Source organism: Actinophytocola sp., from assembly GCF_036002505.1.
Classification (GTDB): domain Bacteria; phylum Actinomycetota; class Actinomycetes; order Mycobacteriales; family Pseudonocardiaceae; genus DASYTH01.
On the sequence record NZ_DASYTH010000218.1, the window covers coordinates 60,401 to 83,732 of the forward strand.

Annotated in this window: 22 protein-coding genes and 2 tRNA genes; 9 read left to right on the top strand and 15 right to left on the bottom strand. The window is 69.7% G+C overall.

Translation table 11 applies throughout. From position 1 onward, the window contains the following. Nucleotides 1–29 precede the first annotated feature (29 nt). Nucleotides 30–1,346, top strand: coding sequence for a nucleotide sugar dehydrogenase (locus VGR06_RS19225; protein ID WP_327560477.1), 1,317 nt, complete (start codon nucleotides 30–32; stop codon nucleotides 1,344–1,346). Next, on the top strand, nucleotides 1,336–2,523 hold the full coding sequence (locus VGR06_RS19230) for a glycosyltransferase family 4 protein (protein WP_327560478.1): 1,188 nt from the start codon (nucleotides 1,336–1,338) through the stop codon (nucleotides 2,521–2,523). Before VGR06_RS19225 ends, VGR06_RS19230 begins: the two co-directional genes overlap by 11 nt. Here VGR06_RS19230 and VGR06_RS19235 read toward each other — a convergent pair. Continuing rightward, nucleotides 2,520–3,347, bottom strand: coding sequence for a glycosyltransferase (locus VGR06_RS19235; RefSeq protein ID WP_327560479.1), 828 nt, complete (start codon nucleotides 3,345–3,347; stop codon nucleotides 2,520–2,522). The two genes, VGR06_RS19230 and VGR06_RS19235, sit on opposite strands and share 4 nt — an antisense overlap. Before the next feature lie 29 nt (nucleotides 3,348–3,376). Here VGR06_RS19235 and VGR06_RS19240 point away from each other — a divergent pair, with 29 nt between their 5' ends. After that, entirely contained in the window at nucleotides 3,377–3,919 is a 543-nt protein-coding gene (locus VGR06_RS19240; RefSeq protein ID WP_327560480.1) for a dTDP-4-dehydrorhamnose 3,5-epimerase family protein, read from the top strand. Nucleotides 3,920–3,925: 6 nt separating this feature from the next. Here VGR06_RS19240 and VGR06_RS19245 read toward each other — a convergent pair whose 3' ends face one another. Further along, a complete protein-coding gene (locus VGR06_RS19245; protein WP_327560481.1) occupies nucleotides 3,926–5,248 on the bottom strand; it encodes an O-antigen ligase family protein in 1,323 nt (440 codons plus the stop codon). Nucleotide 5,249: 1 nt separating this feature from the next. After that, on the bottom strand, nucleotides 5,250–5,957 hold the full coding sequence (locus tag VGR06_RS19250) for a hypothetical protein (protein ID WP_327560482.1): 708 nt from the start codon (nucleotides 5,955–5,957) through the stop codon (nucleotides 5,250–5,252). Nucleotides 5,958–6,045: 88 nt separating this feature from the next. Between VGR06_RS19250 and VGR06_RS19255 the strand changes: the two genes are divergently transcribed. After that, on the top strand, nucleotides 6,046–6,933 hold the full coding sequence (locus VGR06_RS19255; RefSeq protein WP_327560483.1) for a DUF6492 family protein: 888 nt from the start codon (nucleotides 6,046–6,048) through the stop codon (nucleotides 6,931–6,933). A gap of 128 nt (nucleotides 6,934–7,061) precedes the next feature. Continuing rightward, complete coding sequence (locus VGR06_RS19260; protein WP_327560484.1) at nucleotides 7,062–7,931, top strand: DUF6492 family protein; 870 nt, start codon at nucleotides 7,062–7,064, stop codon at nucleotides 7,929–7,931. Between the two features lie 171 nt (nucleotides 7,932–8,102). On the opposite strand, the gene VGR06_RS19265 is transcribed toward VGR06_RS19260, so the two are convergent. After that, nucleotides 8,103–8,918, bottom strand: coding sequence for a hypothetical protein (locus VGR06_RS19265; protein WP_327560485.1), 816 nt, complete (start codon nucleotides 8,916–8,918; stop codon nucleotides 8,103–8,105). A 388-nt stretch (nucleotides 8,919–9,306) separates the two neighbouring features. Between VGR06_RS19265 and VGR06_RS19270 the strand changes: the two genes are divergently transcribed. The 3 genes from VGR06_RS19270 to VGR06_RS19280 are packed head-to-tail and all read left to right on the top strand — an operon-like array spanning nucleotide 9,307 to nucleotide 11,930. Continuing rightward, a complete protein-coding gene (locus tag VGR06_RS19270) occupies nucleotides 9,307–10,464 on the top strand; it encodes an acyltransferase (protein ID WP_327560486.1) in 1,158 nt (385 codons plus the stop codon). A gap of 36 nt (nucleotides 10,465–10,500) precedes the next feature. Beyond that, on the top strand, nucleotides 10,501–11,211 hold the full coding sequence (locus VGR06_RS19275) for a hypothetical protein (RefSeq protein ID WP_327560487.1): 711 nt from the start codon (nucleotides 10,501–10,503) through the stop codon (nucleotides 11,209–11,211). 59 nt (nucleotides 11,212–11,270) lie between these two features. Beyond that, nucleotides 11,271–11,930 (top strand): class I SAM-dependent methyltransferase, encoded by a 660-nt coding sequence (locus VGR06_RS19280; RefSeq protein ID WP_327560488.1) that lies wholly within the window; start codon nucleotides 11,271–11,273, stop codon nucleotides 11,928–11,930. A gap of 15 nt (nucleotides 11,931–11,945) precedes the next feature. Here VGR06_RS19280 and VGR06_RS19285 read toward each other — a convergent pair whose 3' ends face one another. The 9 genes from VGR06_RS19285 to VGR06_RS19325 all read right to left on the bottom strand — a co-directional run bounded on the left by VGR06_RS19285 (nucleotide 11,946) and on the right by VGR06_RS19325 (nucleotide 22,029). Beyond that, a complete protein-coding gene (locus VGR06_RS19285) occupies nucleotides 11,946–12,836 on the bottom strand; it encodes a glycosyltransferase family 2 protein (protein WP_327560489.1) in 891 nt (296 codons plus the stop codon). 13 nt (nucleotides 12,837–12,849) lie between these two features. Beyond that, nucleotides 12,850–14,334: an oligosaccharide flippase family protein gene (locus VGR06_RS19290; RefSeq protein ID WP_327560490.1), complete on the bottom strand. Its 1,485-nt coding sequence runs from the start codon at nucleotides 14,332–14,334 to the stop codon at nucleotides 12,850–12,852. 103 nt (nucleotides 14,335–14,437) lie between these two features. Beyond that, complete coding sequence (locus VGR06_RS19295) at nucleotides 14,438–15,469, bottom strand: hypothetical protein (RefSeq protein WP_327560491.1); 1,032 nt, start codon at nucleotides 15,467–15,469, stop codon at nucleotides 14,438–14,440. 6 nt (nucleotides 15,470–15,475) lie between these two features. After that, complete coding sequence (locus VGR06_RS19300) at nucleotides 15,476–16,729, bottom strand: DUF4910 domain-containing protein (protein WP_327560498.1); 1,254 nt, start codon at nucleotides 16,727–16,729, stop codon at nucleotides 15,476–15,478. A 152-nt stretch (nucleotides 16,730–16,881) separates the two neighbouring features. Next, nucleotides 16,882–17,904, bottom strand: coding sequence for an SDR family oxidoreductase (locus tag VGR06_RS19305; protein ID WP_327560492.1), 1,023 nt, complete (start codon nucleotides 17,902–17,904; stop codon nucleotides 16,882–16,884). A 5-nt stretch (nucleotides 17,905–17,909) separates the two neighbouring features. Continuing rightward, nucleotides 17,910–18,560: a PIG-L deacetylase family protein gene (locus VGR06_RS19310; protein ID WP_327560493.1), complete on the bottom strand. Its 651-nt coding sequence runs from the start codon at nucleotides 18,558–18,560 to the stop codon at nucleotides 17,910–17,912. Further along, complete coding sequence (locus VGR06_RS19315; RefSeq protein ID WP_327560494.1) at nucleotides 18,557–19,333, bottom strand: glucose-1-phosphate cytidylyltransferase; 777 nt, start codon at nucleotides 19,331–19,333, stop codon at nucleotides 18,557–18,559. The genes VGR06_RS19310 and VGR06_RS19315 overlap by 4 nt, the downstream gene beginning before the upstream one ends. After that, the gene (locus VGR06_RS19320) at nucleotides 19,330–20,568 is read right to left on the bottom strand and encodes a class I SAM-dependent methyltransferase (RefSeq protein ID WP_327560495.1); all 1,239 of its coding nucleotides are present in this window, start codon (nucleotides 20,566–20,568) and stop codon (nucleotides 19,330–19,332) included. Before VGR06_RS19320 ends, VGR06_RS19315 begins: the two co-directional genes overlap by 4 nt. Next, complete coding sequence (locus VGR06_RS19325; protein WP_327560499.1) at nucleotides 20,569–22,029, bottom strand: sugar transferase; 1,461 nt, start codon at nucleotides 22,027–22,029, stop codon at nucleotides 20,569–20,571. Between the two features lie 425 nt (nucleotides 22,030–22,454). On the opposite strand from VGR06_RS19325, the gene VGR06_RS19330 reads away from it, so the two are divergent. Next, on the top strand, nucleotides 22,455–22,643 hold the full coding sequence (locus VGR06_RS19330) for a hypothetical protein (RefSeq protein WP_327560496.1): 189 nt from the start codon (nucleotides 22,455–22,457) through the stop codon (nucleotides 22,641–22,643). A gap of 333 nt (nucleotides 22,644–22,976) precedes the next feature. On the opposite strand, the gene VGR06_RS19335 is transcribed toward VGR06_RS19330, so the two are convergent. Further along, nucleotides 22,977–23,053, bottom strand: a tRNA-Phe gene (locus VGR06_RS19335). A gap of 200 nt (nucleotides 23,054–23,253) precedes the next feature. Beyond that, nucleotides 23,254–23,327, bottom strand: a tRNA-Asp gene (locus VGR06_RS19340). Nucleotides 23,328–23,332: the final 5 nt, after the last annotated feature.

The following is a 23,332-nucleotide window of genomic DNA, read 5'->3' on the forward strand; positions in this document are numbered from 1 at the left end:
GCAGAGGGACGTACAGGAGGGTCCAACGAATGAAGATCAGCGTTTTCGGGCTGGGTTATGTCGGCTGCGTGTCGGCCGCCTGCCTGGCCGCGCGCGGTCACCAGGTCGTCGGCGTCGACGTCAACCCGGTCAAGATCGACCTGATCAACCGCGGGCAGGCGCCGGTGGTCGAGGAGCGGATCGGTGAGCTGACCGCCGAGGTCGTGCGCTCGGGCGCGCTGCGGGCGACCACCGACGTCGACGAGGCCGTCACCGCCTCCGCGGTGTCGCTGATCTGCGTGGGCACCCCGTCCGCACCCAACGGCAGCCTCGCCACCACGTACCTGGAGCGGGTGGCCGAGCAGATCGGCACGGCGCTGACGCACAAGCGGGAGCGGCACACCGTGGTGTTCCGCAGCACGATGCTCCCCGGCACCTGCCTGAACCTGCTGGTGCCGATCCTGGAGAAGGCCTCCGGCAAGACCGCGGGGGTGGACTTCGGCGTGGCGGTGAATCCCGAGTTCCTCCGCGAGGGCACCAGCGTGCGGGACTTCTTCGAGCCGCCGAAGACCGTGATCGGCGAGCTGGACCCGGTCAGCGGCGAGACCGTTGCCGCGCTCTACGCGGGCCTGCCCGGTGAGGTGTTCCGGGTGCCGATCCCGGTCGCCGAGATGACCAAGTACGCGGACAACTCCTTCCACGCCTTGAAGATCGGGTTCGCCAACGAGATCGGCGCGATCAGCCACGCGCTCGGGCTGGACTCGCACAGCGTGATGGACATCTTCCTGGCCGACCGCAAGCTCAACGTCAGCCCGGCGTACCTGCGGCCGGGTTTCGCGTTCGGTGGGTCGTGCCTGCCCAAGGACCTGCGCGGCCTGGTCTACGCCGCGCGCCGGGCGGACGTGTCCGTGCCGATCCTGGAGCACATCCTGCCGTCCAACGACGAGCACCTGCGCCGGGCGTTCGATCTCGTTGCCGCCACGGGAAAGCGGAAGATCGGCCTGTTCGGCCTGTCGTTCAAGCCGGGCACCGACGACCTGCGCGAGAGCCCGCTGGTGGAGCTGGCGGAACGCTTGCTGGGCAAGGGTTACGACCTGCGCATCTACGACGCGAACGTGACGCTGTCCCGGCTGATGGGTGCGAACCGCGAGTACATCGAGAGCCGCCTGCCGCATCTGGGCGACCTGCTGTCCAGCTCGGTCGACGAGGTGCTGGCGCACGCCGAGGTGTGCGTGGCCGGCAGCAAGGACCCGGACGTGCTGGCCGCGCTGAACCAGGCCGGCGACCGCGTGATCATCGACCTCGTCCGCATCCCCGGCGCCGGGGCGCGCCGGGCCGAACCGGGATACGTTGGCCTTGGCTGGTAAAGCACTGATCCTGGTGGAGAACCTTTCGGTGCCGTTCGACCGGAGGGTATGGCAGGAGAGCACGACGCTCCGCGACGCCGGGTGGGACGTGCACGTCATCTGTCCACAAGGGACGAAGCGGGACACCGAGCCGTACGTCGAGATCGACGGCGTGCAGATCCACCGCTACCCGCTGACCGCGGCCACCGGCGGCCCGCAGGGGTATGTCAAGGAGTACGGCTCGGCGCTCTGGCACACCTGGCGGCTGGCTCGAAAAGTTGCCGAAAGCCGACCGGTTGACGTCGTGCACGCGTGCAACCCGCCGGACCTGTTCTACCTGATCGCCAAGCGGCTCAAGCGAAAGGGCGCGCGGTTCGTGTTCGACCAGCACGACCTGGTGCCCGAGCTGTACCTGTCCCGGTTCGACCGCGGCGAGGATTTCCTCTACCGCGCGGTGTGCCGGCTCGAGCGCGCCACCTACAAGGCCGCCGACGTGGTGATCGCCACCAACGAGAGCTACCGGGACGTGGCGCTGGCCCGCGGCGGCAAGCAGCCCGACGAGGTGTTCGTGGTGCGCAGCGCCCCGGCCGTGGAGCGGTTCCACCAGGTGCGGCCGGACGAGACGATCAAGCGCGGCAAGCCGTACCTGCTGTGCTACCTCGGTGTCATGGGCCCGCAGGACGGCGTGGACTACGCGCTGCGGGCACTGGCGAAGCTGCGCGACGAGCTGGGCCGCACCGACTGGCAGGCCGCCTTCGTCGGCGGCGGCGACACCTTCGACGCGATGGTCGCGCTGTCCAAAGAGCTGGGCCTGGCCGACCAGGTGGAGTTCACCGGCCGCATCCCGGACGCGGACCTGCTCCGCTATCTGTCCACTTCGGACGTGTGCCTGGCACCGGACCCGCTCAACCCGCTCAACGACGTGTCCACCATGAACAAGATCATGGAGTACATGGCCATGTCGCGCCCCATCGTCTCGTTCGACCTGCGCGAGGCCCGGGTGTCCGCCGGGGAGGCCGCCGTCTACGCGCCGGCCAACGACGAGTCCGAGTTCGCCAAGCTCATCGCGAACCTGCTCGACGACCCCGCGGAGCGGGCCCGGATGGGTGAGCTCGGCCGCGAGCGCGTGGCCGGACCGCTGTCCTGGGCGAACTCCCGCAAGGCACTGCTGGCGGCGTACGCGGCGGCCACCCGTTAACGACTACTCACGTCTCGTGACCACGACGCCGAACCGCGCTTCGTCCGCGCCAGCAGCCGGTCGGCGGCGAGCACACCCAGATAGCAGGCCGCGTCCAGCGGGCTCACGGTGCGGCGGCGGATCAGCGCGGCGAGCGAACCCAGCCGCAGCCGGCCTTCGGCGGCCGGCTTGCCCAGCGCGGCCAGCTCGCGATTGCCCAACCGCACCCGCACCCGGCGGCGCAGGTGGGCCCGAACGGTGCGGGCCGGGCGCACCACCGAGCGCGCCCCGGGCACGACCGCCCGCTCCTCGGCGGTGAAGCTGCGGTGCACCCAGCCGTCGTCGGAAATGAGGTCCGGCAAGGGAAAGGCCTGTGCGTGGCCGCGCTCGCCCAGCATGTAGACGCCCACCCCGGCCAGCGCCCGGGACGGCGCCACGAGCGCGTCGTGCACCCGGTGCACCCGGCGGGCCACCCGGCCCGCGCCGCGGAGGTCCCACTCCGGCACTGGCGCGGCGGCCAGCACGCCCGGCTTCTCCAGTGCGGCAACCAGAGCACGCACCGACGCCGCGGACAGCTCGACGTCGGCGTCCAGGTAGACCCGGGGAAACGTCAGGCACGCCTCGTCACCGAGCCGGATCGCGTGCGGCTTGCCACCGATCGGGGTCTCCAGCACCCGCACGCCGGCCCGCTTGGCCGCCACCGCCGTGTCGTCCGTGCAGCCGTTGGCCACCACGACCACGTCCAGCTCGTCCGGCGCGGCGCCGGCGAACAGGGTGTCCAGGCACCGCCCGATGACGGCCGCCTCGTTGTGCGCGGGGATCACCACGCTGGCCACCGGCTTCATCGCCCACACCGACCAGGAAGGATGACCTCATGAGAGTGGAGCGGACCGAGCTTGCCGGGGTGCTGCTGTTCGTCCCCGAACCGCACCGCGACGACCGCGGGCTGTTCACCCGGACGTTCGACGCGACCGTGGCCCGGCAGGCCGGCCTGGACCCGCACGCGTTCGTGCAGGACAGCCAGTCGCGGTCGCGGCAGGGCACGATCCGCGGGCTGCACGGGCGATCCGGCCGCGGCGAGGCGAAGCTGGTGCGCTGCGCCCACGGAGCGGTGCTCGACGTGCTGGTCGACGCCCGCCCGGACTCGGCGACGTTCGGCAAGCACCTCGCGGTGCGGCTCGACGACGAGACCTTCACCCACCTGTATGTCCCTCCCGGTCTGCTGCATGGTTTCCAGGCGCTCACCGAGCTCGCCGACGTGTGCTACCGGATCGACCGGGAGCACGACCCGCGCGAGGACATCGGTGTCCGCTACGACGATCCCGACCTCGCGATCGCCTGGCCGCTGCCGGTGACCGCGATCAGTGCGCGCGACCTCTCCTCCGGGTCCTGGGCCGACCTGCTCGCCGCGGGGTAAGGCCATTCAGGTCTTCGCCTCCGCCCGTGCGATCCGAAGTAGACACCCGGCCGTGCCGATCAGTAAGAACGACAGGCCTTCCGCGGTCTTGAACGACGCCAGGTCGAACGTCGCACTGCCGACCAGCGGCACCACCAGGCTCGCGGCCAGGCTCAGCCCGAGGTCCCGGCGCCCGGGGTCGGCGGACAGGTAGCGCGCCCGGACGGCGGCGAACAGTCCACACGCAAAGATCAATGCGAACGCGGTGGTACCGATGATCCCGCCCTCGACCATGCCCAGGATGTACTGGTTGTCGAACACGATGTGCTTGGGCGCGTACCAGGTTCCGTAGCCGTGCCCGAACCACAGGTGCCGGGCGATCTCCGCGGCCGCGATGTCGTAGTCGTGCGTGCGCCACTTGACGCTGTCGTCGCTGCCGGCGCTGGCGAACAGGCTGACGAACGTGCCGATCAGGCCGGGCACCGCGATCTTCATCAGCACTATGAAGCCGGCGACCACGCCCAGCGCGCGCACCCGGCGCTTGCCGGGCCAGCCGATGAACAGCACCAGCCCGGCGGCGGCGAGGCCGAGGATCGCCGAGCGGGACACCGAGAACATCAGCCCGGCCGCGATCACCCCGGCGCACACCCACCAGCGCAGCGCCTTCTCGCCCCGCTCCCGCGCCTGGAACCCGAAGTGCGTCGCGAGGGGTATGAGCATCGAGGTCACCACGCCGAACTCGATCGGGTGCCCCATCGTGCCGCCCACCCGCTTGGTGCCCCCCCGCTCGAAGACGTAGAGACCGTCCGAGCCGAGCCGCAGGCCCGGCAACCGCAGGTACTGGGTCAGGTCGAAGTCGATGGTGAACTGCATGACGCCGACGAACGCGGAGAACGCGCCGCAGATCACCACCGCCTTCAGCACCGCGTCCAGCCGCCGCGCGCCCGGTATGCCGTCGGTGAGCGCCAGCGCGAACCCGGCGTTGGCGACCATGAGCACCATGGCGTGGTCGGCCAGCCCCAACTCGTCCACCGGGAGGTAGCCGAACGAGGCGTAGCCGTAGGTGGCCAGCACCGCGCCGGTGTAGAGGAACATCCCGGTGCGCACCGGGTTGCGGCCCTTGGCCACGCCGAGCGTCCTGGTGAACTGCGCGCACAGCCAGGTCAGCCCCGCGAGCATGGCCACGGCGTTGGCCGGGGTGAGCGAGAGCGGCAGCCCGCGGAACACCAGCCGCGCCGGGATCACCAGCAGCGTCACCGTGAACAGGATGCCCAGGGTTGCCCCGTCGGCCCGCTGGATCCGTTTCCCGGCGCCGAGGAACTCGGCGGGTGCGAGGCTCGTCGTCGCCATGTCAGGGCTGCAGACTCGGTTCGAGGGCGGCCTCCGGGTGGTCACTCTTCGGCTTGGCCCGGCGCCCGCGGACCTGCATCACGCTCTCGAAGGCGAACGTGGCGGCCAGGCTCAGGAACAGGGCAAGGGCGAACGCCGCGCCCGCGGACCGGATCCGGCTGCCGCCCTTGGCTTCCGGCGCGGTCGGCGCCACCACCTCGACCGCGGTGATGTAGGTGGACGAGGGCGCCTGCACCTCGCGCTGCCGGTTGGTGAGCTCGACCCGGGCCCGTTCCTCGACCTTGCGCACGATGTCCACCGCGCCGGCCGCGGTGCCGCTGTTGCCCTGGATGAAGATGAACGGCCCGGTGATCAGCAGCTCCGGGTTGCTGCTGCCGTTGGTGACCTCGAACCAGGTGTCGCTGCCCGCCGGCACCCCGAGCTCGGCGGCGGTCTCCGGGGTGGAGATCGCCTGGATCAGGATCGTGGCCGACGTGCTCAGGCCCTTGTCGAAGTTGAGCAGCGGGTTGATCTGGTCCCGCGGCTTGTTGGTTTCGGCCGGCTGGCTGGAGCCGGTGGTCGGCAGCGTCAGCACCAGCACGGAGGTGGACACGTAGGTCCGGGACACCGAGGAGTACACCCCGACCGCGGCGAGGATGGACAGCAGAAAAGCCGGCAGGGCCACATACCACCGCCGGAACACCACCAGGATCGTCTGCCAGAAGTCCATACTCCCTGTGCATCGCCCGACCGGCCGCACCGCGTTACCGCGGACGCCGACCCGTAACGAGCGGATCGGCAGGCCGATACCGATGACGATGAGTGAGTTGACTGTCGTCACGCCCAGTTTCGGGCCCGACGCCGAGCTGTTCGGTGACCTGCACCGGTCCGTGCTGCGGCACACCGGGCCGGACGTGGTGCACCACGTGATCGTGCCGGCCGCGCACAAGGAGATCTTCGACCGGTACGCCGGGCCGCGGTGTCACGTGTGGACGGAGCCGGAGCTGCTGCCGCGCCGCTACCACCGGCTGCCACAGAAGGGCCTGTGGCTCAACTCACGGCGGCCGTGGCCGCCGGTGCGCGGCTGGGTGCTGCAGCAGGCGCTCAAGCTCGCCGCCACCGCCGAGCTGGACGCGGACGTGGTGCTGATCGCGGACTCGGACGTGGTGCTGGTGCGCGACATCGACGCGAAGAGCTTCCACGAGGACGGGACGCTGCGGCTGTTCCGGGTGCCCGGCGCGGTGCACGCGGGGATGCCCGACCACGTGCGCTGGCACCAGGTGGCGCACCGGCTGCTCGGGCTGCCACCGGCCGGGGCGCCGCCGCTGACCGACTACGTGAGCTCGCTCAACGCCTGGAGCCCGGAGATCGTCCGGCAGTTGCAGCGGCACGTCACCGCGGTCACCGGCCGGCACTGGCTGGACGTGTTCACCGCGCAGCTGCACATCTCCGAGTTCATCCTGTACGGCGTGTTCGTCGACCAGGTGGTGACCGGCTCCGGCCCGGAGCACCCGGGCGACAGCACGATCTGCCACAACTACTGGGGCCGCACGCCGCTGTCCCTGGACGAGGCGCTGGAGTTCGCCGAGGCGCTCGGTCCGGACGCCATCGGCATGATGATCTCCGCGAAGTCCGGCACCGGGCAGGGCGTCCGGGAGGCCGCGATCCGGCGCTGCGCCGAAGTGGCCGGCGAGCCTATCACCTGAGATTTCTACTTTGGGTAGTCATTCGGGTGGATATCGTTGCTACCGGTAACATAGTCTCCGCTTGACCGATACTTTGCATACCGCCTCTCGTTATGGGCGATATGGGTGAATCTACGGTTAGGCGAGGCATGGGCGAGCTGGCGGTCATCACGCCGACCTGGAAGCCAGATGCTCCTCTGTTCGCTGACCTGCACCGGTCCGTTCTCCAGTACACACCGGCCGACACGGTGCACCATCTGATCGTGCCGTGGGCGCACCGCCGGTACTTCGCCGGCTACGCGGGCCCGCGGTGTCGCATCTGGACTCACCCCGAGCTGCTGCCGCGCCGCTATGTGCGCTTCCCGTCCGGTGTGTGGCTCAACACCCGCCAGCCGTGGCCCCCGGTCCGCGGCTGGATCATGCAGCAGGCCGCCAAGATCGCCGCGGCCGCCGCCGTCCCGGCCGACGTGGTGCTGATCGCCGACTCCGACTCGGTGCTGGTGCGCCCCACGAGCGCGGACCGCCTGCGGGTGGACGGCCGGCCCAGCCTGTACCGGGCGCAGGACGCCATTCACGGCGGCATGCCCCGACACGTGCTGTGGCACCAGGCCGCCCGCGAGCTGCTCGGCCTCCCGCCGGCCCCATCCCCGCCGCTGCCGGACTACGTCAGCGCGATCGGCGTCTGGGACCCGGTGGCGGTGCGCGCCATGCAGCGGCGCATCACCGAGGTCACCGGCCGGCACTGGCTCGACGCGCTGACCGGCCGCCTGCACGTCTCCGAGTTCATCGTCTACGGCGTCTACGTCGACGAGCTGCTCGCCAGCCCACCGCCCTCCGACGCGGACATCTGCCACACCTACTACGGCCACCGCCCGCTCTCCCTGACCGAGGCCCTCGAGTTCGCCGACGCCCTCAAACCCGAAGCCGTCGGCATGATGATCTCCGGCAACTCCAACACCCCGCGCGACATCCGCCAGGCCGCCATCCGCCGCTGCGCCGAGATCGTCGCCGGCGACTGAGCGCGCGTTGGCGCCTCACGTCGCCGTGTTGGCATCTGACGTAGCCGAGTTGGCACGTGGCGCGATCGGCGCGCGAGCCGGCCGGACGCCAGCGGCCTACACAGCGACGCCATAGGCCAACACGGCGACGCCACGCGCAAACATGGCGACGTCAGGGACCAACACGCGCGGCTAGCGCGGGGTGCGGACCTGTTGGGGGACGGGCACATCCGAGCCGTTGGCCGGGACCGGCTTGCCGTTGGGCCGCGCCACCGGGGTGAAGCGGACGGTGGCCGGGTCGACCGCGGCGGAGTCGGTGGTGTCCGGGGTCGGGCCGGCGGGCTCGGCGCCGGTCGGGTCCTTGCGGCGGCGGCCGGCGAGCAGGCGTTCGGCGGCGTAGGAGCCGACCAGGCCGCCGATGACGACGAGCACGAGCGCGGCCGCGGCGAGCTGGAGCTGGGTGTCGCGCATGACCTCGGGGGTGGACGCGGACACCACGTCGACCATGGTGATGTAGGTGACCGGCGGGGCGTTGAGCGCCTTCTGCCGGTTCAGCAGCTCCTGGCGGACCCGTTGCTGCGCGGCGAGGACGACCGCCCGGGCCACCTCGGCGGACGCGGCGTCGGCCTCGACGTAGACGAACGGGCCGCTCACCCCGAGCAGGCCGGGGTTGCCGGTGCCGTCGTTCACGGTGAGCTTGGTGGCGCCGCCGACGCCCAGCTCGTCGGCCACGTCGGGGGTGTTCATCGACTGGATCAGGATGGCGGACGTGGTCTTCAGGCCGTCACCGAAGTTGAGCAGCGGGTTGGTGAGCCCGGTCGGCTTGGTCGGGTCCTGGGACAGCGTGCCGCCGGAGGTCGGGATGGTCAGCACCATGGTGGTGCTGGACATGTAGTGCGGCGGGGTGATCAGGTAGGCGAGGGCCGCGAGCAGGATCGCGACACCGAGGATCGGCGGCCCCACGTACCTGCGACGGGCGAGGCGGAGGATGGCCTTCCAGAAGTCCATGTAGCCTCGACCCTCTAATCCATCACGCTCCGAACACCAGCACCCAGTCCGAACGCCGCGTTTGCTGGGTAATCGTGGGTTCGAAACGCACCGTTACAACGATCGGGTGGTTTCGGGCCGCCATCCGGCCGCTGCCGCCCGCCAGTTTACCTCACCGTAGTCATTTCGGTGCTGGCCTCGTGGACCTGGGCACCCCGGCCTTCCAGGGCTTTTGTCTCACCCGTGTGGGTTAGCGTGGTCTGGGCGACTTGGACGACGGGCGAGCGGGAATGTCCGCCGATCCTGTTACGTCGAGTGACCATCCAGCGATGCACCCCACGAAGGTGGGACCGCCGGCACCGGCGGTCTCGTGCGCATGCTCGGGCACCGGACGCGAATAGAGGTACCGATGGCGGCGACCACCCAGTCGGCCACGGCCGGTGCCGTCACCCCTGCGCGGGGGCGGCTGTCCGGGCTGGACGGGATCCGCGGGCTGGCCGCGCTCTTCGTCGTACTGCACCACGGCTGGCTGATGTCCTATCCGGGCTACCCGGCCAACACCGGTCCGGTGTGGACCGGCTGGCTGATCTACGGGCACCTGGCCGTCGTGGTGTTCATCGTCCTGTCCGGCTTCTCCCTGGCCGTCGCCCCGGCCCGGAACGGCTGGGAGCTGGGGAGCCTGCGCCGGTTCGCCTTCCGCCGCGCCTGGCGCATCCTGCCGCCCTACTGGCCGGCACTGATCTACAGCCTCATCGTCGCCTGGACCCTGGTGCCGCAGCCCCACACCGGCCCGCCCACCGCCAAGTCCGTGGTGATCTACGGCCTGCTGCTGCAGGACGTCACCGACGCGCCGTCCCCGAACGGCGCGTTCTGGTCCATCGCCATCGAGGCCCAGCTCTACTTCGTACTGCCGCTGATGCTGCTCGTCATCCGCCGCGTGAACGCATTCGTGATGCTGGCCGCGGTGGCCGTGCCGGTGCTCGCCATCGGCCTGCTCACCCCGCACTCCAGCCTGGTCGGCATGCTGATGCGGTTCACCCCGCAGTTCGCCGTCGGCTTCGCCCTCGGGGTGGTCGCCGCCGGCGTGCTCAGCTCCACCAGCCGCCGCCGCACCTGGCCCTGGCACTGGCTCGCGCTCGCCGCCGCCCTCCCGGTGCTGGCGGTGATCGTGCTCAAGGGTTCGGTGTGGACGATCACCCATTACTTCTGGATCGACCTCGCCATCAGCCCCGCGGTCGCCCTGCTGCTCGCCGCCGTGGCCACCGCGCGGCCCGCGCCCCTGGTGCGGTTCCTCGACACCCGCCCGGTCCGCAGCCTCGGCTCGTTCTCCTACAGCCTCTACCTCACCCACTCCCCGGTCATCGTGGTCACCCATGAGCTGATCGTCGCGCCGCACATCCCCCGCGGCGTCACGGCGTTCCTGGTCACCCTGGCCATCGGCGTCCCGCTGGCCCTGCTGGTCGCCCGCCTGTTCGCCGCGATCTTCGAACTTCCCTTCACCCGCAACAAGTCTTGGCCGGCCCTCCACACCGCCATCCGTGCCCGCCTGGTGCCAGCAAAGGCGTGAGCCTGGTGTATGGTTCACCTCGTTACACGCATCTCAGTGGACGTGAATGACGAGTGGCTGAACGCCGCCCGTGAGGTTCTGGGCACCGAAACGACGGTGGCCACGATCAACGAGGCGCTGCGTCTGCTCGCGCTGCGCAAGCAGGCCCGCCGGGATCATGGCAGCCTTCGACAGTGCCGAGGTGGACTTCACCGGCTCAGAACAAGCGTGGCGTTATGGAGGCGGTCGCGACTTGTCCCGGCTGGCCGAGAAGGCCAAAGGCGATCGCGTCGCCTGATGGCCAGTACGATCTATCTTGGCGATACTTCACTTTTCGCGTTGCAAGAAAGGCACGCCAGCGTGCGCCAGCGTTTCGCCGCGTTGCTCACCGAGGGTCGTCTCGCGGCGTGCCGGATGACGGCTTTGGAATATCTGAACACCGCAGTCAATCCGAAGAGCTACGAAGCATTGTGGTCCGGGCTGCACGGCATGCGGTGGATGGACGTGTCCACCCAGGCCATGGACCGCGCACTCGATGTCCACCGAGAGTTGGGCCGCACCTGCCAGCACCGTCATTTCTCGCTGCCGGACCTCATCATCGCGGCCACCGCGGAGCTGAACGGGGCCAACCGTGCTGCACTACGACGACAACTACGACCGGATCGCCAAGATCACCGACCAGTCGACCGAGTGGATCGCCCTGCAAGGGTCCCTGTAGACCGTACGGCGTCTGATGCGCACCGCCATCGGGCCTGCCTGACCCGGTAACGGGACGGGTGCGGGGGTCGACTCACAGGTAGTTGACGACCGGAGTGGAGCGGGTGGCAGTGGCGATTGACGTGGGGCAGAAGGTTCGGCACCTGATCGCGGATCCGCAGGAGCGGCGGAGTATCGGAACCTACCTACGCAAGCGGCGCTGGGAGCTGTTCCGCAAGCAGTTTCCCGACATCGAGCAGATGCACGTGCTCGACCTCGGCGGCGTGACCGTGCACTGGAAGAAGTTCCCGATCAAGCCGCTGTCGGTCACCGTGGTGAACCTGCTGCCGCAGGACAGCGTCGCCGACTCGATCACGGCGATCCAGGGCGACGTGTGCAACGAGATCCCCGAGCTGCGCGGCAAGTCGTTCGACCTGGTGTACTCGAACTCGCTCATCGAGCACGTCGGCGGCCACGCCCGGCGGGCCGACTTCGCCGCCAACGTCAACAAGTTCGCGCCGCACCACTGGGTGCAGACCCCGTACCGGTACTTCCCGATCGAGCCGCACTGGCTGTTCCCGGGCCTGCAGTTCCTCCCGCAGGCGATGCGCGCCAAGGCCATCCGGCACTGGCCGCTCTCCCCCTCGAAGCCGACCCGGGAGAGTGCGCTGGCCGAGGTGCTCGAGATCGAGCTGCTGTCCCGCGCGGAAATGAAGTACTACTTCGACCAGTCGCGCATTCTCTCCGAGCGCGTGCTCGGCATCACCAAATCCCTCATCGCGGTCCGATAAGCGTCCCGGCCGCCGCTACTTCACCAGGGCGGCGGCCATCCGCACGACCTTGCGGCCGCGGTGCACGGCCATCCTGTGCTGGCGGCGAAGGAACATGCGGGCCACGGCGGCGCGCGCGGCCCGGCGCTGGGACTCGGTGAGGTCGGCTTCCGGCAGCCACTGGAGGATCTCGCGGCACTGCAGGACGTTGGTGAAATGGGCCTGCCAGACCGGGACGTTGAGGAACCGCGCGATGTCGCTCAGATTCCCGGTGTTGCGGGTGTTGCGGTGCGCGAGGATCTCCGGCACGTGGCCCCAGGGGCCGAGCAGCGCCAGCTTGCACGCGAAGACCTCGTCCTCGCGCAGCATGTTGCGCCGGCGGATGGCGGCAACCGGAACGCGGCGCACCATGCCGTACAACGGATCCACTTGGAACAGCGGCGCGTTGAGCAGGCGCAGTATCTCGGTGAACCGGACGAGCGGATCCGGTGAGGTCATCCGCGCGCCGTCATAGTCGGGGACCGGGAGGGTCGCCCCGTCCGGGGCGGTGTAGGCGAGCCGGGTGGTCACCAGCACGCGGCGCTCGTCCTCGGCGAACGACTCCAGGCACCGGGACACGTAGTCCGGGGCCATCCAGTCGTCGTCGCCGATCCAGCGGAAGAACGTGCCCCGGGCGACCTGGATGGCATGCACGAAGTTGTTCAGCAGCCCCACGTTCCGCGCCTGGCGGTGGTAGACGATCCGGCTGTCCGCCCGGGCCAGCTCGCGGCACACCTCCTCGGTGTCGTCGGTGGAGGCGTTGTCGCTGATCACCAGCTCGATCCGGGGATGGTCCTGGGCCAGCACGGACCACACGACCTCTTCGAGCCGCTGGCCGCCGTTGTAGACCGGAAGACCGATGGACACCAGCGAGTCCGACATCTGCATGGCCACTCTCCCCTCAGGTCGCGGCGCCGAGCCGCGCGCGCAGCTCACGGATCTGGCTGGGCGGCACGGCGATCAGCAGGTAGCCGAGCAGCCCGGCGGCGCCGGCGAGTCCCAACTGGACGATCGGGGTCGGGCCGGTCAGCCAGGCGACCGACAGCATGATCACTGCGGCGGCCGCACCCCCGCACAGCGGCCGGACCAGAGCCGGCGCCACCGGCCGCAGGTGCACGCCGCCGCGGTGCAGCGCCAGCACGGCCAGCGGCATGGCCACCAGCAGGGTCACCACGGCGTGCGCGATCGCGGCGCCGCGGATGCCGTCCAGCCGGGTGCCGATCATCAGCGCCGGCACCAGTGCCACGCACCAGCCCAGGTTCAGCCACACCGTCGAGCGGGTGGCGCCGAGCGAGGTGAGAATGTCGAACGCGATGCCGGTGAGCAGTCGCCCGATCATCAGCACCGCCAGGAACCGCAACACCGCCGCGGAAGCCGCCCACTGACCGCCGTACAGCACGACGATGATCTGGCTCGGCAGGACAGCCATCAGTACCGCGATCGGCAGCACGGCGGCGAACAGCACCGGAAGAGCCCGTTGCACGCCCAGGGAAAGCGTCTCCGGTTTGTCCTCGGCCAGCCGGGAGAACCCGGCGATCGAGACGTACCGCACGGCCGTGCCCACGAAACCGTGCACCCAACTCGAGACGTTGAACGCCAGCAGGTAGAAACCGACCGCCGCGGTGCCGAGCGCATGCCCGACGATCACGTAGTCCGCGTTCAGCAGCACCGACTCGACACCGAGCCCGGCGGCCAGCGGGATGCCGAACCGGATCAGCCGGCGCGCGACCACGCGGTCCAGGCCGAACCGCACCGGCAGGCCTGCGAAGATCATCTCCAGCACGCCGGCCACCGCGGACGCGGCGAGCTGGCCGAGCACGAAGCTGTACGGTCCGGCGCCGTTCGCGGCCAAGGAGACCGCCAGCGCAGCGTTCACCATGAACCCGGCCATCAGCGCCTTGGTGAGCTGGTCCTGCTGGAACCGCCGCTGCAGCGCGGCGACCCGGACCGCGGTGATGCCGTCCACCAGGATGACCGCGGTGAGCAGCCGGACCACGGGCGTGGCCTGCGGGCTGCCGGCGAGCTCGGCGAACGCCGGCGCGGCGAACCAGAACACCGCGTACCACCCGGCGCTGAACAGCAGGGCCAGGGTGGACGCCGTGGCGGCCATGTCCTCGAGCTTCCCGCGCCACTGCACGGTCGCCGCGATGATGCCGACGTCGTTGACGTGGATGACGAACTGCATCGCGGTGAGCGCGATCGCGTAGAGCCCGAAGTCCTCCGGAACCAGCAACCGGGCCAGCACCAGGCTCATCACGAACGAGCCGAGCTTGGTGACCACCGTGCCGAACAATGTCCAGCGCAGCCCACGGCCGGCCTTGCGACCGATGACCGAGACCTTCGACGCCGGCTCGCCTTCGGTGGTGGTGGTGCCCTGCTCGTCCACGAACTACACCCGCACTGTGTTGAATTCAAGGAGAGGGTTTGAAACCCACTCCGCTGCCCGCCGCCGGTTGGCACCTGACCGATTCCTCGGGCAAGCCTCCGGCCTACCCTCGATCATCGGTAACCCTCTCAAGCCAGATCTCCCGCCAGAACGGCACGAACTCCCGCGGGCAGTTGACGTTGTAGACGCCGCCGCAGAGCACGCCGTCCAGCACGATGCACGGGCTCTTCATGGTCAGCATCCGGCCGGTCTTCTCGTCCAGGCAGCGTTCCACCCGGTTCCGCACCCGGAAGGTCTGCCCGCAGAAGCGCGACATCTCCTCGTCGAAGCCCATGCCGCGGTTGAGCAGGTTCTCGTCCAGCGTGGCCAGGATGTCCTCTTTGGACTTGACCCGCACCAGCTCGCCGGGCCGCAGGTCGAGGTGCGCGGTCGGGGTGCGGCCGACCACCCCGCCCTTGAGGAACCGCCAGCGCAGCCCCTCGCGGAACCAGAACCGGCGCGGCAGGAACTTCTGGCTGCGGCTCTGCGCCCGGTTGAACAGGCCGACCAGGATGGTCCGCACGGTGGCGAGCACGCCGGCGTTGCCGCTGCGCACGTCCTGCACGTACTGGTCGACCGCGAGGAAGCCGAGGCAGGCCGGGGCCGCACGGAGCAGTTCCGTCGCCTGGCAGGAGTACCGCTCCTCGCCGTCCTCGCCGGGTGGCTTGCGTGCGTTGATCTCGAGGATGGGCAGCGTGGGCCGGTGGCCGTTCAGGCCGGCCGTGAACGCGTCCGGCAGCCTGTCGCCGGGGCTGACCCGCCTGAGCCACTGCTCCTTCCAGTACAGGTTGCACGCGGTCTGGCAGCCGCCGTGCCCGGAGCCGTCGCAGCGCGCGCCGGTGAGGTGCACGGCGTTGGTCATCCGCCGGAAGCCGCTGCGGCTGATCGTGTCGCAGACCTTGTGCGCCACCTTGTGCACGGTCAGCCGCTGCCCGCAGAACGCGAGCATCTCCGGCATGAACGGCAGGTTCTCCAACTCGCCCCGGTCGTCCAGGGTGGCCAGGATCTCCTCGGCGCTGCGCACCTCGACCAGGTCGCCGACCTTCAGGCCCAGCCCGCCCGGCGCGCTGCCGGCCCGGGTCTGCATCTGCGTCATTCCGCTCTACTCCTTCAACAAACCCGCGTCGGACAGGGCCGCGGCCGCGCCGGCCACCGCGGCGAACGGAAGCCCGGACCGCTCGGCGACGTCCAGCAGGCTGTGCTCACCGTCGGAGAGGTTCAACACCCACAGCATCGCCAGTTGCGCCTGTTTGGTGTCACTGCGCCCGCCAAGTGCTTCGTACAGACCGCGTTTGCCCAGCTGCGGCTCGCCGAACGGGCTGAGGTTGACGTAGGTCCGGTCCCGCTCGAGCACGCCGAGGATCTCCCAGACCGTCTCCAGCGTGTCCGCCATCGCTTCCGGCGCGACGAAGTCCGGGTTGTCCGCGGAGGTGTGGTACTCGGGGTAGCCGGCGTACGGCGTCCGGGTCAGGCAGCCGACGCCGAGGTTGAACCCGGGCGAGCAGAACTGCCGCTCGTCGTAGCCGTACGGGGAGAAGTCCACGATCCGGTGCGGGCGGCCGGAGGACTCCAGCACGTACCGCGCGGCCCGGTCGATCCCCGCGTCGCCGCGCCGGCTTCGCTTGTAGGTCAACGATCCCCGGTCGCCGGCGCAGGCGAGCACCAGGCCGTGCCGGACCCGCTCGACCGCCTCGGCGTTACGCGCCAACCAGGTGATCGAGCCGATGGTGCCGGGCATGAACAGGAACCGGTACGTGTAACGGCGTTCCGCCTCGGCCAGCCGGGCCGCGAGCTGGGTGGCGACCGCGATGGCGGCCAGGTTGTCGTTGGCCAGCGACGGGTGGCAGACGTGGCAGGAGATCAGGATCTCGTCGGAGAGCCGGCCGGGCACCACGTGCTCGGCGTAGGTGAGGTGGCCGTCGGCCAGCGTCGAGTCGATCTCGACCCGGTACTCACCGTCCGCAAGGGAGTCCAGGGTGCGCTGGCTGAGGCAGAAACCCCAGTCCGGCTGGTAGTAGCTGGTCCGGTACGGCACCAGGTCCGGCTGCTCGGGCAGCGTGTGCAGATGCGGCCGCAGCTCGTCGAGGGTCATCGTGGCCGACACCGGAACGCTGTAGGAGACCACGTGCAGGTTCGAGTCGGCGAAGTCGACGACGCGCCGTCCCGTGGCGTCGGCGATGTAGGCGTCGCGGATGTTCCACTCCCGCGGCACGGTCCAGTCGAACACCGCGGTCCCGCTGGGCACCTCGTGCACGGTCAGTGGCAGGGACCCGCCGATGATCTCCAGGGTCTGCCGCACGCCGTCGCCGGTGATGCTGCGGCACAACGGAAACAGCCGCTCCACCAGGGCGTGCATCACCCGCCCCGGGTCCGTCGCGTTCACTGTGCCTGATTGTTCGCTCCCGCTCGGCCGCAGAAGGTGCCGGCTTCCCTCGTCCGCTGCTCGGTGCTCGTTCCTCGCACCTGCGCTGCTCCTCCGTCCAGCCGGCACCGCGGCCTCGCTCCCGCTCACTGCGGGCGCAGGGTGTCGTCGAGCGTGCCGGCCGTGCGCCGGGCCGACAGCCGGGCCAGCCGGGTGAAGCGCTGGGTGAAGCTCTCGTTGGTGAGGCCGAACCGCTGGTAGGCCTCGACCAGCTCCATCGCACCGGCCTTGACCGTCCACTCGGGACGGAACGCGGGCAGCGCGGCCCGGATCCGGGAGAAGTCCACCCGGTAGGAGCGCGGGTCCGCGCCGGCCTCGCCGGTGATCACCAGCCGGGCACCGGGCACCGCCTCGACCACCTCGGTGGCGATCTCCGCGACGGTCAGGTTGTTCTGCTCCATGCCGACGTTGAACGCCTTGGTGTGCACGGCATCCCGAGGCGCCTCGAGCGCGGCGAGGAACGCGGCGGCGATGTCCTTGGCGTGCACCAGCGGCCGCCACGGCGTGCCGTCGGAGAGGACCCGCGCCTCGCCGGACAGCACCGCGTGGCCGACCAGGTTGTTCAGCACGATGTCCGCGCGCAGCCGCGGGGAGAACCCGAACGCGGTGGCGTTGCGCAGCGACACCGGGCTGAAGCCGGCGTCGGCCAGCTCGATCAGGTCGTCCTCCACCCGCACCTTGGACACCGCGTACGGGGTCACCGGCTTGAGCGGGGCGTCCTCGCCGACCAGCGTGTCGGAGCCCGAGGCGCCGTACACCGAGCAGGTCGAGGCGTACAGGAACCGGGTCACACCGGCATCCTTGGCCAACCGTGCCAGGTGGACGGACGCGTGGTGGTTGACGTCGAAGGTCAGCTCCGGCGCGAGCGAGCCCAGCGGGTCGTTGGACAGCGCCGCGAGATGCACCACGGCGTCCACTCCGGACAGTTGGGCGGCGGTGACGTCCCGCAGGTCCACCAGGTGACCGGTCGGGTCATCGGGCTCCGGGCCGAGCACGCAGTCGGCGAACAGCCCCGAGTCCAGCCCGACCACCTGATGGCCGGCCGAAGCCAGCACCGGCGCCATCACGGTTCCCAGATAGCCCTGATGCCCCGTCAGCAGGACGCGCATAGGACTCAGCCTCCAGCCAAATCGAGAGTGAACTTGTTGACGTAGAAGGCTTCCGCGTATCGCTCGCCGCATTCGATACCGCGGATGCGGGCGAGGCCGAGGAACGCCTCCCGGTCGTACCACGGACGGTGTCGCTGCGACGGGTAGTGCTGTTGCAACAGGGTGACCTTCGTCTCGACCAGGTCCGCCTCGAGCGGTTGGTAGGCGGACGGCCGGCCGAGGTCGCCGTCCCACTTGACGATCTCATAGCCGAGCACGAGGTGCCCGCGGAACGCGGTGGGCACCAACTCGGCCAGGCCGCGGTGGTCCTGGTGGGCGTCGAACCGGTTCGGCGCGAACAGCAGATCCGGGCTGGTCTGCGCGCGCAGGTCCTCCAGCGTGTTCTTGGCCTCGTCCCAATGCGCGGGCAGCCGCCCGTCCGGAATCTTCAGCACGGTGACCCGCAGGTCCGCGCCGGGGCAGAACGCGGCGAGCGCCGAGCGCTCCTCGTCCTCCCGCTCGGTGCCGCCGCCGGAGAGCACCAGCGCGTCCACCCGGAGCCGCGGATTGGCCGAGCAGACCGTGTACAGGCTCGCCCCGGCGCCGATCGCGATATCGTCGCAGTGCGCGCCGAGTGCCACCACCCGGGTCACCGGTCCGCCCGCCAGAGCGATCATCGGTGCTCCCACAGCGCCCACGGCTTCACGCCGCGCGAGTACGACTCGTCCAGCGCCACCCGCTCCTTGACGGTGTCGGTCGGCCGCCAGTAGCCGCGGTACGGATAGGCCAGCAGCCGGCCGCGCTTGGCCAGCTCCACGCAGCCGTCGGCGACCAGGTCGCCGCCCTCCGGGATGTGGTCGAACACCTCCTGGCGCAGCACGAAGTATCCGCCGTTGGCCCACATCGGCATCTCGTCGATCGGCGTGATGCCGTCCACCATGCTGTGCTCACCGACGTTGATGCAGTGGAACGTCCCAGGTGGAGGGACGACCATCATGGACGCACCCGCATCGGACCGCTCGAACCGCCCGATGATCTCCGGCAGCGGCGCGTCGGTGAGCACGTCGGCGTAGTTGGCCAGGAACATCTCGTCGCCGTCGAGGTGGTCGCGCACCCGGCGCAGCCGCTCCCCGATCGCCGACTCGATTCCCGTTTGGACGAAGGAGATCGACCAGCCGGAGATGTCGGTGGAGAGCATCTCCACCTGGCCGTCCCGCAACACGAAGTCGTTGGAGGTGGTCTCCTGGTAGTTGAGGAAGAAGTCCTTGATGTGGTGAGCACCGTAGCCCAGGCACAGGATGAAGTCGGTGTGCCCGAAGTGCGCGTAGTACCGCATCACGTGCCAGATCAGCGGCCGCGGGCCGACCATCTGCATCGGCTTGGGCACGTCGCCCGGCGTGCCGGTGCGCATGCGCATCCCGAACCCGCCACAGAAAAGCACGACCTTCACAGAGCTGCCACCTCAACGATCTCCAAGTGCGGAATGGGGAACACCAGCCGGCCGTACCATTCGCCCACATAGGACAGTTGCTCGGTCAGCTCCTTGCGCAGGTTCCACGGCAGCACCAGCACGTAGTCCGGCTTGTCCTCGGCGATCCGCTCCGGCGCCAGGATCGGGATCCGCATTCCGGGGGTGAACTTGTCGTGCTTGTACGGGTTGCGGTCCACGGTGTACGGCAGCAGGTCGGGCCGGATGCCGCAGTGGTTGAGCAGCGTGTTGCCCTTGCCGGGGGCGCCGTAGCCGACCACCGTCTTGCCCTGCTCGGCGGCGTCGATGAGGAACCGCAGCAGGTCTCGGCGCACCTGGGCCACCCGCCGGCTGAACTCGGCGTACCCGGACAACTCGTGCAGCCCGGCCGCCTTCTCCCGGGCCAGCACGTCGGCCACCCGCTGGCTCGGCTCGGCGGCGACCTCCTCGGGCCGCGCCCACAGCCGGATCGACCCGCCGTGCGTGGGGATCAGCTCGACGTCCACAAGCGACAGCCCGCCGGAGGCGAGCGCGCGGGCGGCGGAGGCGACCGTGTAGTACTGGAAGTGCTCGTGGTAGATCGTGTCGTACTGGTTCTGCTCGATCAGCGGCAGCAGGTGGTGCACCTCGACGGACACCCAGCCGTCGTCGGCAACCAGGGCGCGCAGACCCTTGGTGAACCCGACCACGTCCGGGATGTGCGCGTAGACGTTGTTCGCCACCACCAGGTCCGCCGGCCCGTGCTCCTCCCGGACCGCGGCGCCCCGGCCCGGGTCGAGGAACGCGGTCAGCGTGGGCACACCCTTCTCCCGGGCGGCCTCGCCGACGTTCACCGACGGCTCGATACCCAGGCACCGGATGCCCGCGGTGACCACATGCTGCAGCAGGTAGCCGTCGTTGCTGGCCACCTCCACCACGAACGAGTCGCTGCCCAGGCCCAGCCGGTCCACCGCACCCACCACGAACCCCCGGGCATGCCGCACCCACGAGTCGGAGTAGGAGGAGAAGTAGGCGTACTCGGTGAACGTCTCCTCCGGGGTGATCAGCGGTGGCAGCTGGGCCAGCCAGCAGTTCGTGCACACCCGCAGGTGCAGCGGGTAGGTGGGCTCCGGCTCGTCGAGCTGCTCCGCGGTGAGGATCAGCTCGCACGGCGGCGTCGCCCCGAGGTCGACGACGCTGGCCAGGCTGGTCGAACCGCACAACCGGCAGATGGTCATTTAATAAGCTCCCTGACCGGACAGCACGGCCCGGAACGTCTTCCACAGGATCACCGCGTCCAGCGCGAGCGACCAGTCCTCCACATAGCGCAGGTCGAGGCGCACGGCCTCGTCCCAGGACAGGTCACTGCGCCCGCTGACCTGCCACAACCCGGTCACGCCGGGCTTGACCAGCAGCCGGCGCCGGACGTCCGGCCCGTACTTCGCGGTCTCCTCCGGCAGCGGCGGCCGCGGCCCGACCAGCGACATCGACCCGCCGAACACGTTGAACAGTTGCGGCAGCTCGTCGATCGAGTAACGGCGCAGGATTCCGCCGACCCTGGTGATCCGCGGGTCCCGGCGCATCTTGAACAGCACGCCGGCGCCCTCGTTGAGCTCGGCCAGCTCGGCCAGCATCTGGTCGGCGTCCCGGATCATGGTGCGGAACTTGACGATGGTGAACTCCCGGCCGTCCTTGCCGACCCGCTTCTGCCGGTAGAACACCCCGCCGCGGCTGTCGATCATGATGGCCAGGCACACCGCCAGGAGCACCGGAGCCAGCAGCAGGAGCAGCAGCGCCGACCCGATCCGGTCGAACACGTCCTTGACCACCCGCCGCACCCCGGTGAACGCCGGCGCGCTCACCCGCAGCAGCGGCATGCCCAGCACGCCGGTCATGTGCAGCCGCGGCCCGGCCACCTCCATCAGCGTCGGCGCCACCACCATCTCGGCGCCGCTGCCCTCGAGCTTCCACGCCAGCTGCTGCAGCCTGCGCGGAGTCCAGTAGGCATCCGCCGTGATCGCCACGATCCGGTACCCGCCGCGCCGCACGTGATCGGCGATCTCGTCCAGCTCCCCGACCACCGGGATGCCGTCCAACTCACCCGCCGCGTTGCCGAACCCGTCCGCGGTGCACACCGCGTCCACCCGCCACCCGATGTGCGAGTTGGCCCGGGTCCGCTCGATAAGATCACGCAACGTATGCGGACTCCCCGCCGCCAGCACCGGCAGCAGGCAGTGCCCACCGCTCCGCGCCCGGTGCAGCAGCTTCCGCAGCAGATATCGGGCCGGGAAGGCGAACAACGCGATCGCCGGCACGACCACGAACACCCAGGGCCGCATCGTGGTGATACCCAGCGCCAGCCCGGCGAGCCCCAGCGCGACGTCAGCCGCGAACAGCCCGCGCCCGAGCCGCCCGAACTCCTCCGCGCCCTGGCCCAGCACCACCAGGTGCCACACCCGGTTCATCCCCAGCGCACACAGCACCACGACGGCCGTGACCGCGCCGAGCCCGGCCACCTTGGGCCCGCTCATCCCGGCCTGCGCGCCCACGAACCCACCGACCACCGCGACCGCGACCAACGTGCACAGCACGTCGCTCGCGATCACGGACCGCCGGTACCGCGGCTCCCACCCCGCCACCGGCGGCGTGGATCTTCCCCCATCGACATAGAGCTCTGCCGTCCGCCGACCGGCCCACATGCTCGATCTTCGGCGCGGAGACCCCACATGGTAACTCATCGTGTATAACCCTCGGTTCAGCCGTCTCGGGCGTGCACAATTCAATGGGCGTCCCCGGAGGCCCACACACATACGGTTTTGCCGTACCCAGCCAACGGATCAGGCTGCACCGGCCGACCCGCAGCTTGCGATACCTCATTCGCTCCCCCTCCCACCCCCGTTACACGCACAGTGAGACTTCCCAGTCACCACTTGGAGACCCCCCACGCAGCGTGAACGGCAACTACGGCAAGCGACCTCCATCGTCGCCGACCCAAAGATCAACCACGACCGTGTTCACCCGATGGAGTGGACCTGACCTCGACCTCGCCGAGTCACACGTTGAGCACGCTCCGACATGGGAAAAGTGACGTCAAGAGGCTCGCAAGAGGGGAGCGTGGACGGGGATGACGCGCATGATTCCCGTGTCCCGCGAGGAGCTGATCATCGAACGGGACGAGTTGCTGGGTCAGCTCGGCACGACTCTCGAAGAGTTCACTCGGCGCGCCCGTGCCTATGCCCTGGTGGGAAGCGAGTGGGAGGTGTGGAGCCGGTTGCTGGACATCAACTTCCTCCTGGGCGATGACAGCACCTGACCTGGTACACGACAACTTCGCTGAGCAGGCCAAGGCTCGGGGACAACGTCAGCAAAGTCGTCCACGTCCATGCCCATCGAGGCGAGCTGTCCCACCTCCTGTCGAGGACGGAGCATCAGACTCCGCACCCATGGCCGCCCTCCACATCCCCACCGGCGGCCCCCGCTTCCGGCCAAGCATCGAGGACGCGGCTGCAGTTCTCGGCACGCTGGGCTACATCGTCACGACTCCAGACTCAGGCCCACCACAAGACAAGCTCCGCCCCCTCAAGATGTGGTGACCTCAACAACGACGACGACCCCGCCGCATCTCGCGAACAGGGTCGTCACCCCATGGTGGCCAGGGGCGGGGTCGAACCGCCGACCTACCGCTTTTCAGGCGGTCGCTCATACCAACTGAGCTACCTGGCCAAGAACCTCACACTAGCCCGCACCCCGACTCGGAGGATCCAAGGGCCGGAGCCCCGGCGCCCGCTGGTCCAAACCCAACAAGACCAGCGCCGGGTCAAGAGGAGCCAGCACCGTGGGGGGTTTGGGGGGCTCGGCCCCCCAACGTTATCGGAACCGACAAGGTCCGCGCTCTCCGCGGACACACGTCCCCCGAGGTTCCGCGACCCAGACGGGACTCGAACCCGCGACCTTCGCCGTGACAGGGCGACGCGCTAACCAACTGCGCCACTGGGCCTTACT

What these genes read in the sequence shown, in the direction of transcription:
- VGR06_RS19245 (WP_327560481.1), bottom strand. Translation starts at nt 5,248, where the DNA reads ATGGCGACGACGAGCCTCGCACCCGCCGAGTTCCTCGGCGCCGGGAAA.
- VGR06_RS19265 (WP_327560485.1), bottom strand. Translation starts at nt 8,918, where the DNA reads ATGGACTTCTGGAAGGCCATCCTCCGCCTCGCCCGTCGCAGGTACGTG.
- VGR06_RS19320 (WP_327560495.1), bottom strand. Translation starts at nt 20,568, where the DNA reads ATGACCATCTGCCGGTTGTGCGGTTCGACCAGCCTGGCCAGCGTCGTC.
- VGR06_RS19330 (WP_327560496.1), top strand. Translation starts at nt 22,455, where the DNA reads ATGACGCGCATGATTCCCGTGTCCCGCGAGGAGCTGATCATCGAACGG.
- VGR06_RS19310 (WP_327560493.1), bottom strand. Translation starts at nt 18,560, where the DNA reads ATGATCGCTCTGGCGGGCGGACCGGTGACCCGGGTGGTGGCACTCGGC.
- VGR06_RS19235 (WP_327560479.1), bottom strand. Translation starts at nt 3,347, where the DNA reads ATGAAGCCGGTGGCCAGCGTGGTGATCCCCGCGCACAACGAGGCGGCC.
- VGR06_RS19305 (WP_327560492.1), bottom strand. Translation starts at nt 17,904, where the DNA reads ATGCGCGTCCTGCTGACGGGGCATCAGGGCTATCTGGGAACCGTGATG.
- VGR06_RS19325 (WP_327560499.1), bottom strand. Translation starts at nt 22,029, where the DNA reads ATGTGGGCCGGTCGGCGGACGGCAGAGCTCTATGTCGATGGGGGAAGA.
- VGR06_RS19270 (WP_327560486.1), top strand. Translation starts at nt 9,307, where the DNA reads ATGGCGGCGACCACCCAGTCGGCCACGGCCGGTGCCGTCACCCCTGCG.
- VGR06_RS19255 (WP_327560483.1), top strand. Translation starts at nt 6,046, where the DNA reads ATGAGTGAGTTGACTGTCGTCACGCCCAGTTTCGGGCCCGACGCCGAG.
- VGR06_RS19250 (WP_327560482.1), bottom strand. Translation starts at nt 5,957, where the DNA reads ATGGACTTCTGGCAGACGATCCTGGTGGTGTTCCGGCGGTGGTATGTG.
- VGR06_RS19285 (WP_327560489.1), bottom strand. Translation starts at nt 12,836, where the DNA reads ATGCAGATGTCGGACTCGCTGGTGTCCATCGGTCTTCCGGTCTACAAC.
- VGR06_RS19240 (WP_327560480.1), top strand. Translation starts at nt 3,377, where the DNA reads ATGAGAGTGGAGCGGACCGAGCTTGCCGGGGTGCTGCTGTTCGTCCCC.
- VGR06_RS19295 (WP_327560491.1), bottom strand. Translation starts at nt 15,469, where the DNA reads ATGACGCAGATGCAGACCCGGGCCGGCAGCGCGCCGGGCGGGCTGGGC.
- VGR06_RS19260 (WP_327560484.1), top strand. Translation starts at nt 7,062, where the DNA reads ATGGGCGAGCTGGCGGTCATCACGCCGACCTGGAAGCCAGATGCTCCT.
- VGR06_RS19225 (WP_327560477.1), top strand. Translation starts at nt 30, where the DNA reads ATGAAGATCAGCGTTTTCGGGCTGGGTTATGTCGGCTGCGTGTCGGCC.
- VGR06_RS19300 (WP_327560498.1), bottom strand. Translation starts at nt 16,729, where the DNA reads ATGCACGCCCTGGTGGAGCGGCTGTTTCCGTTGTGCCGCAGCATCACC.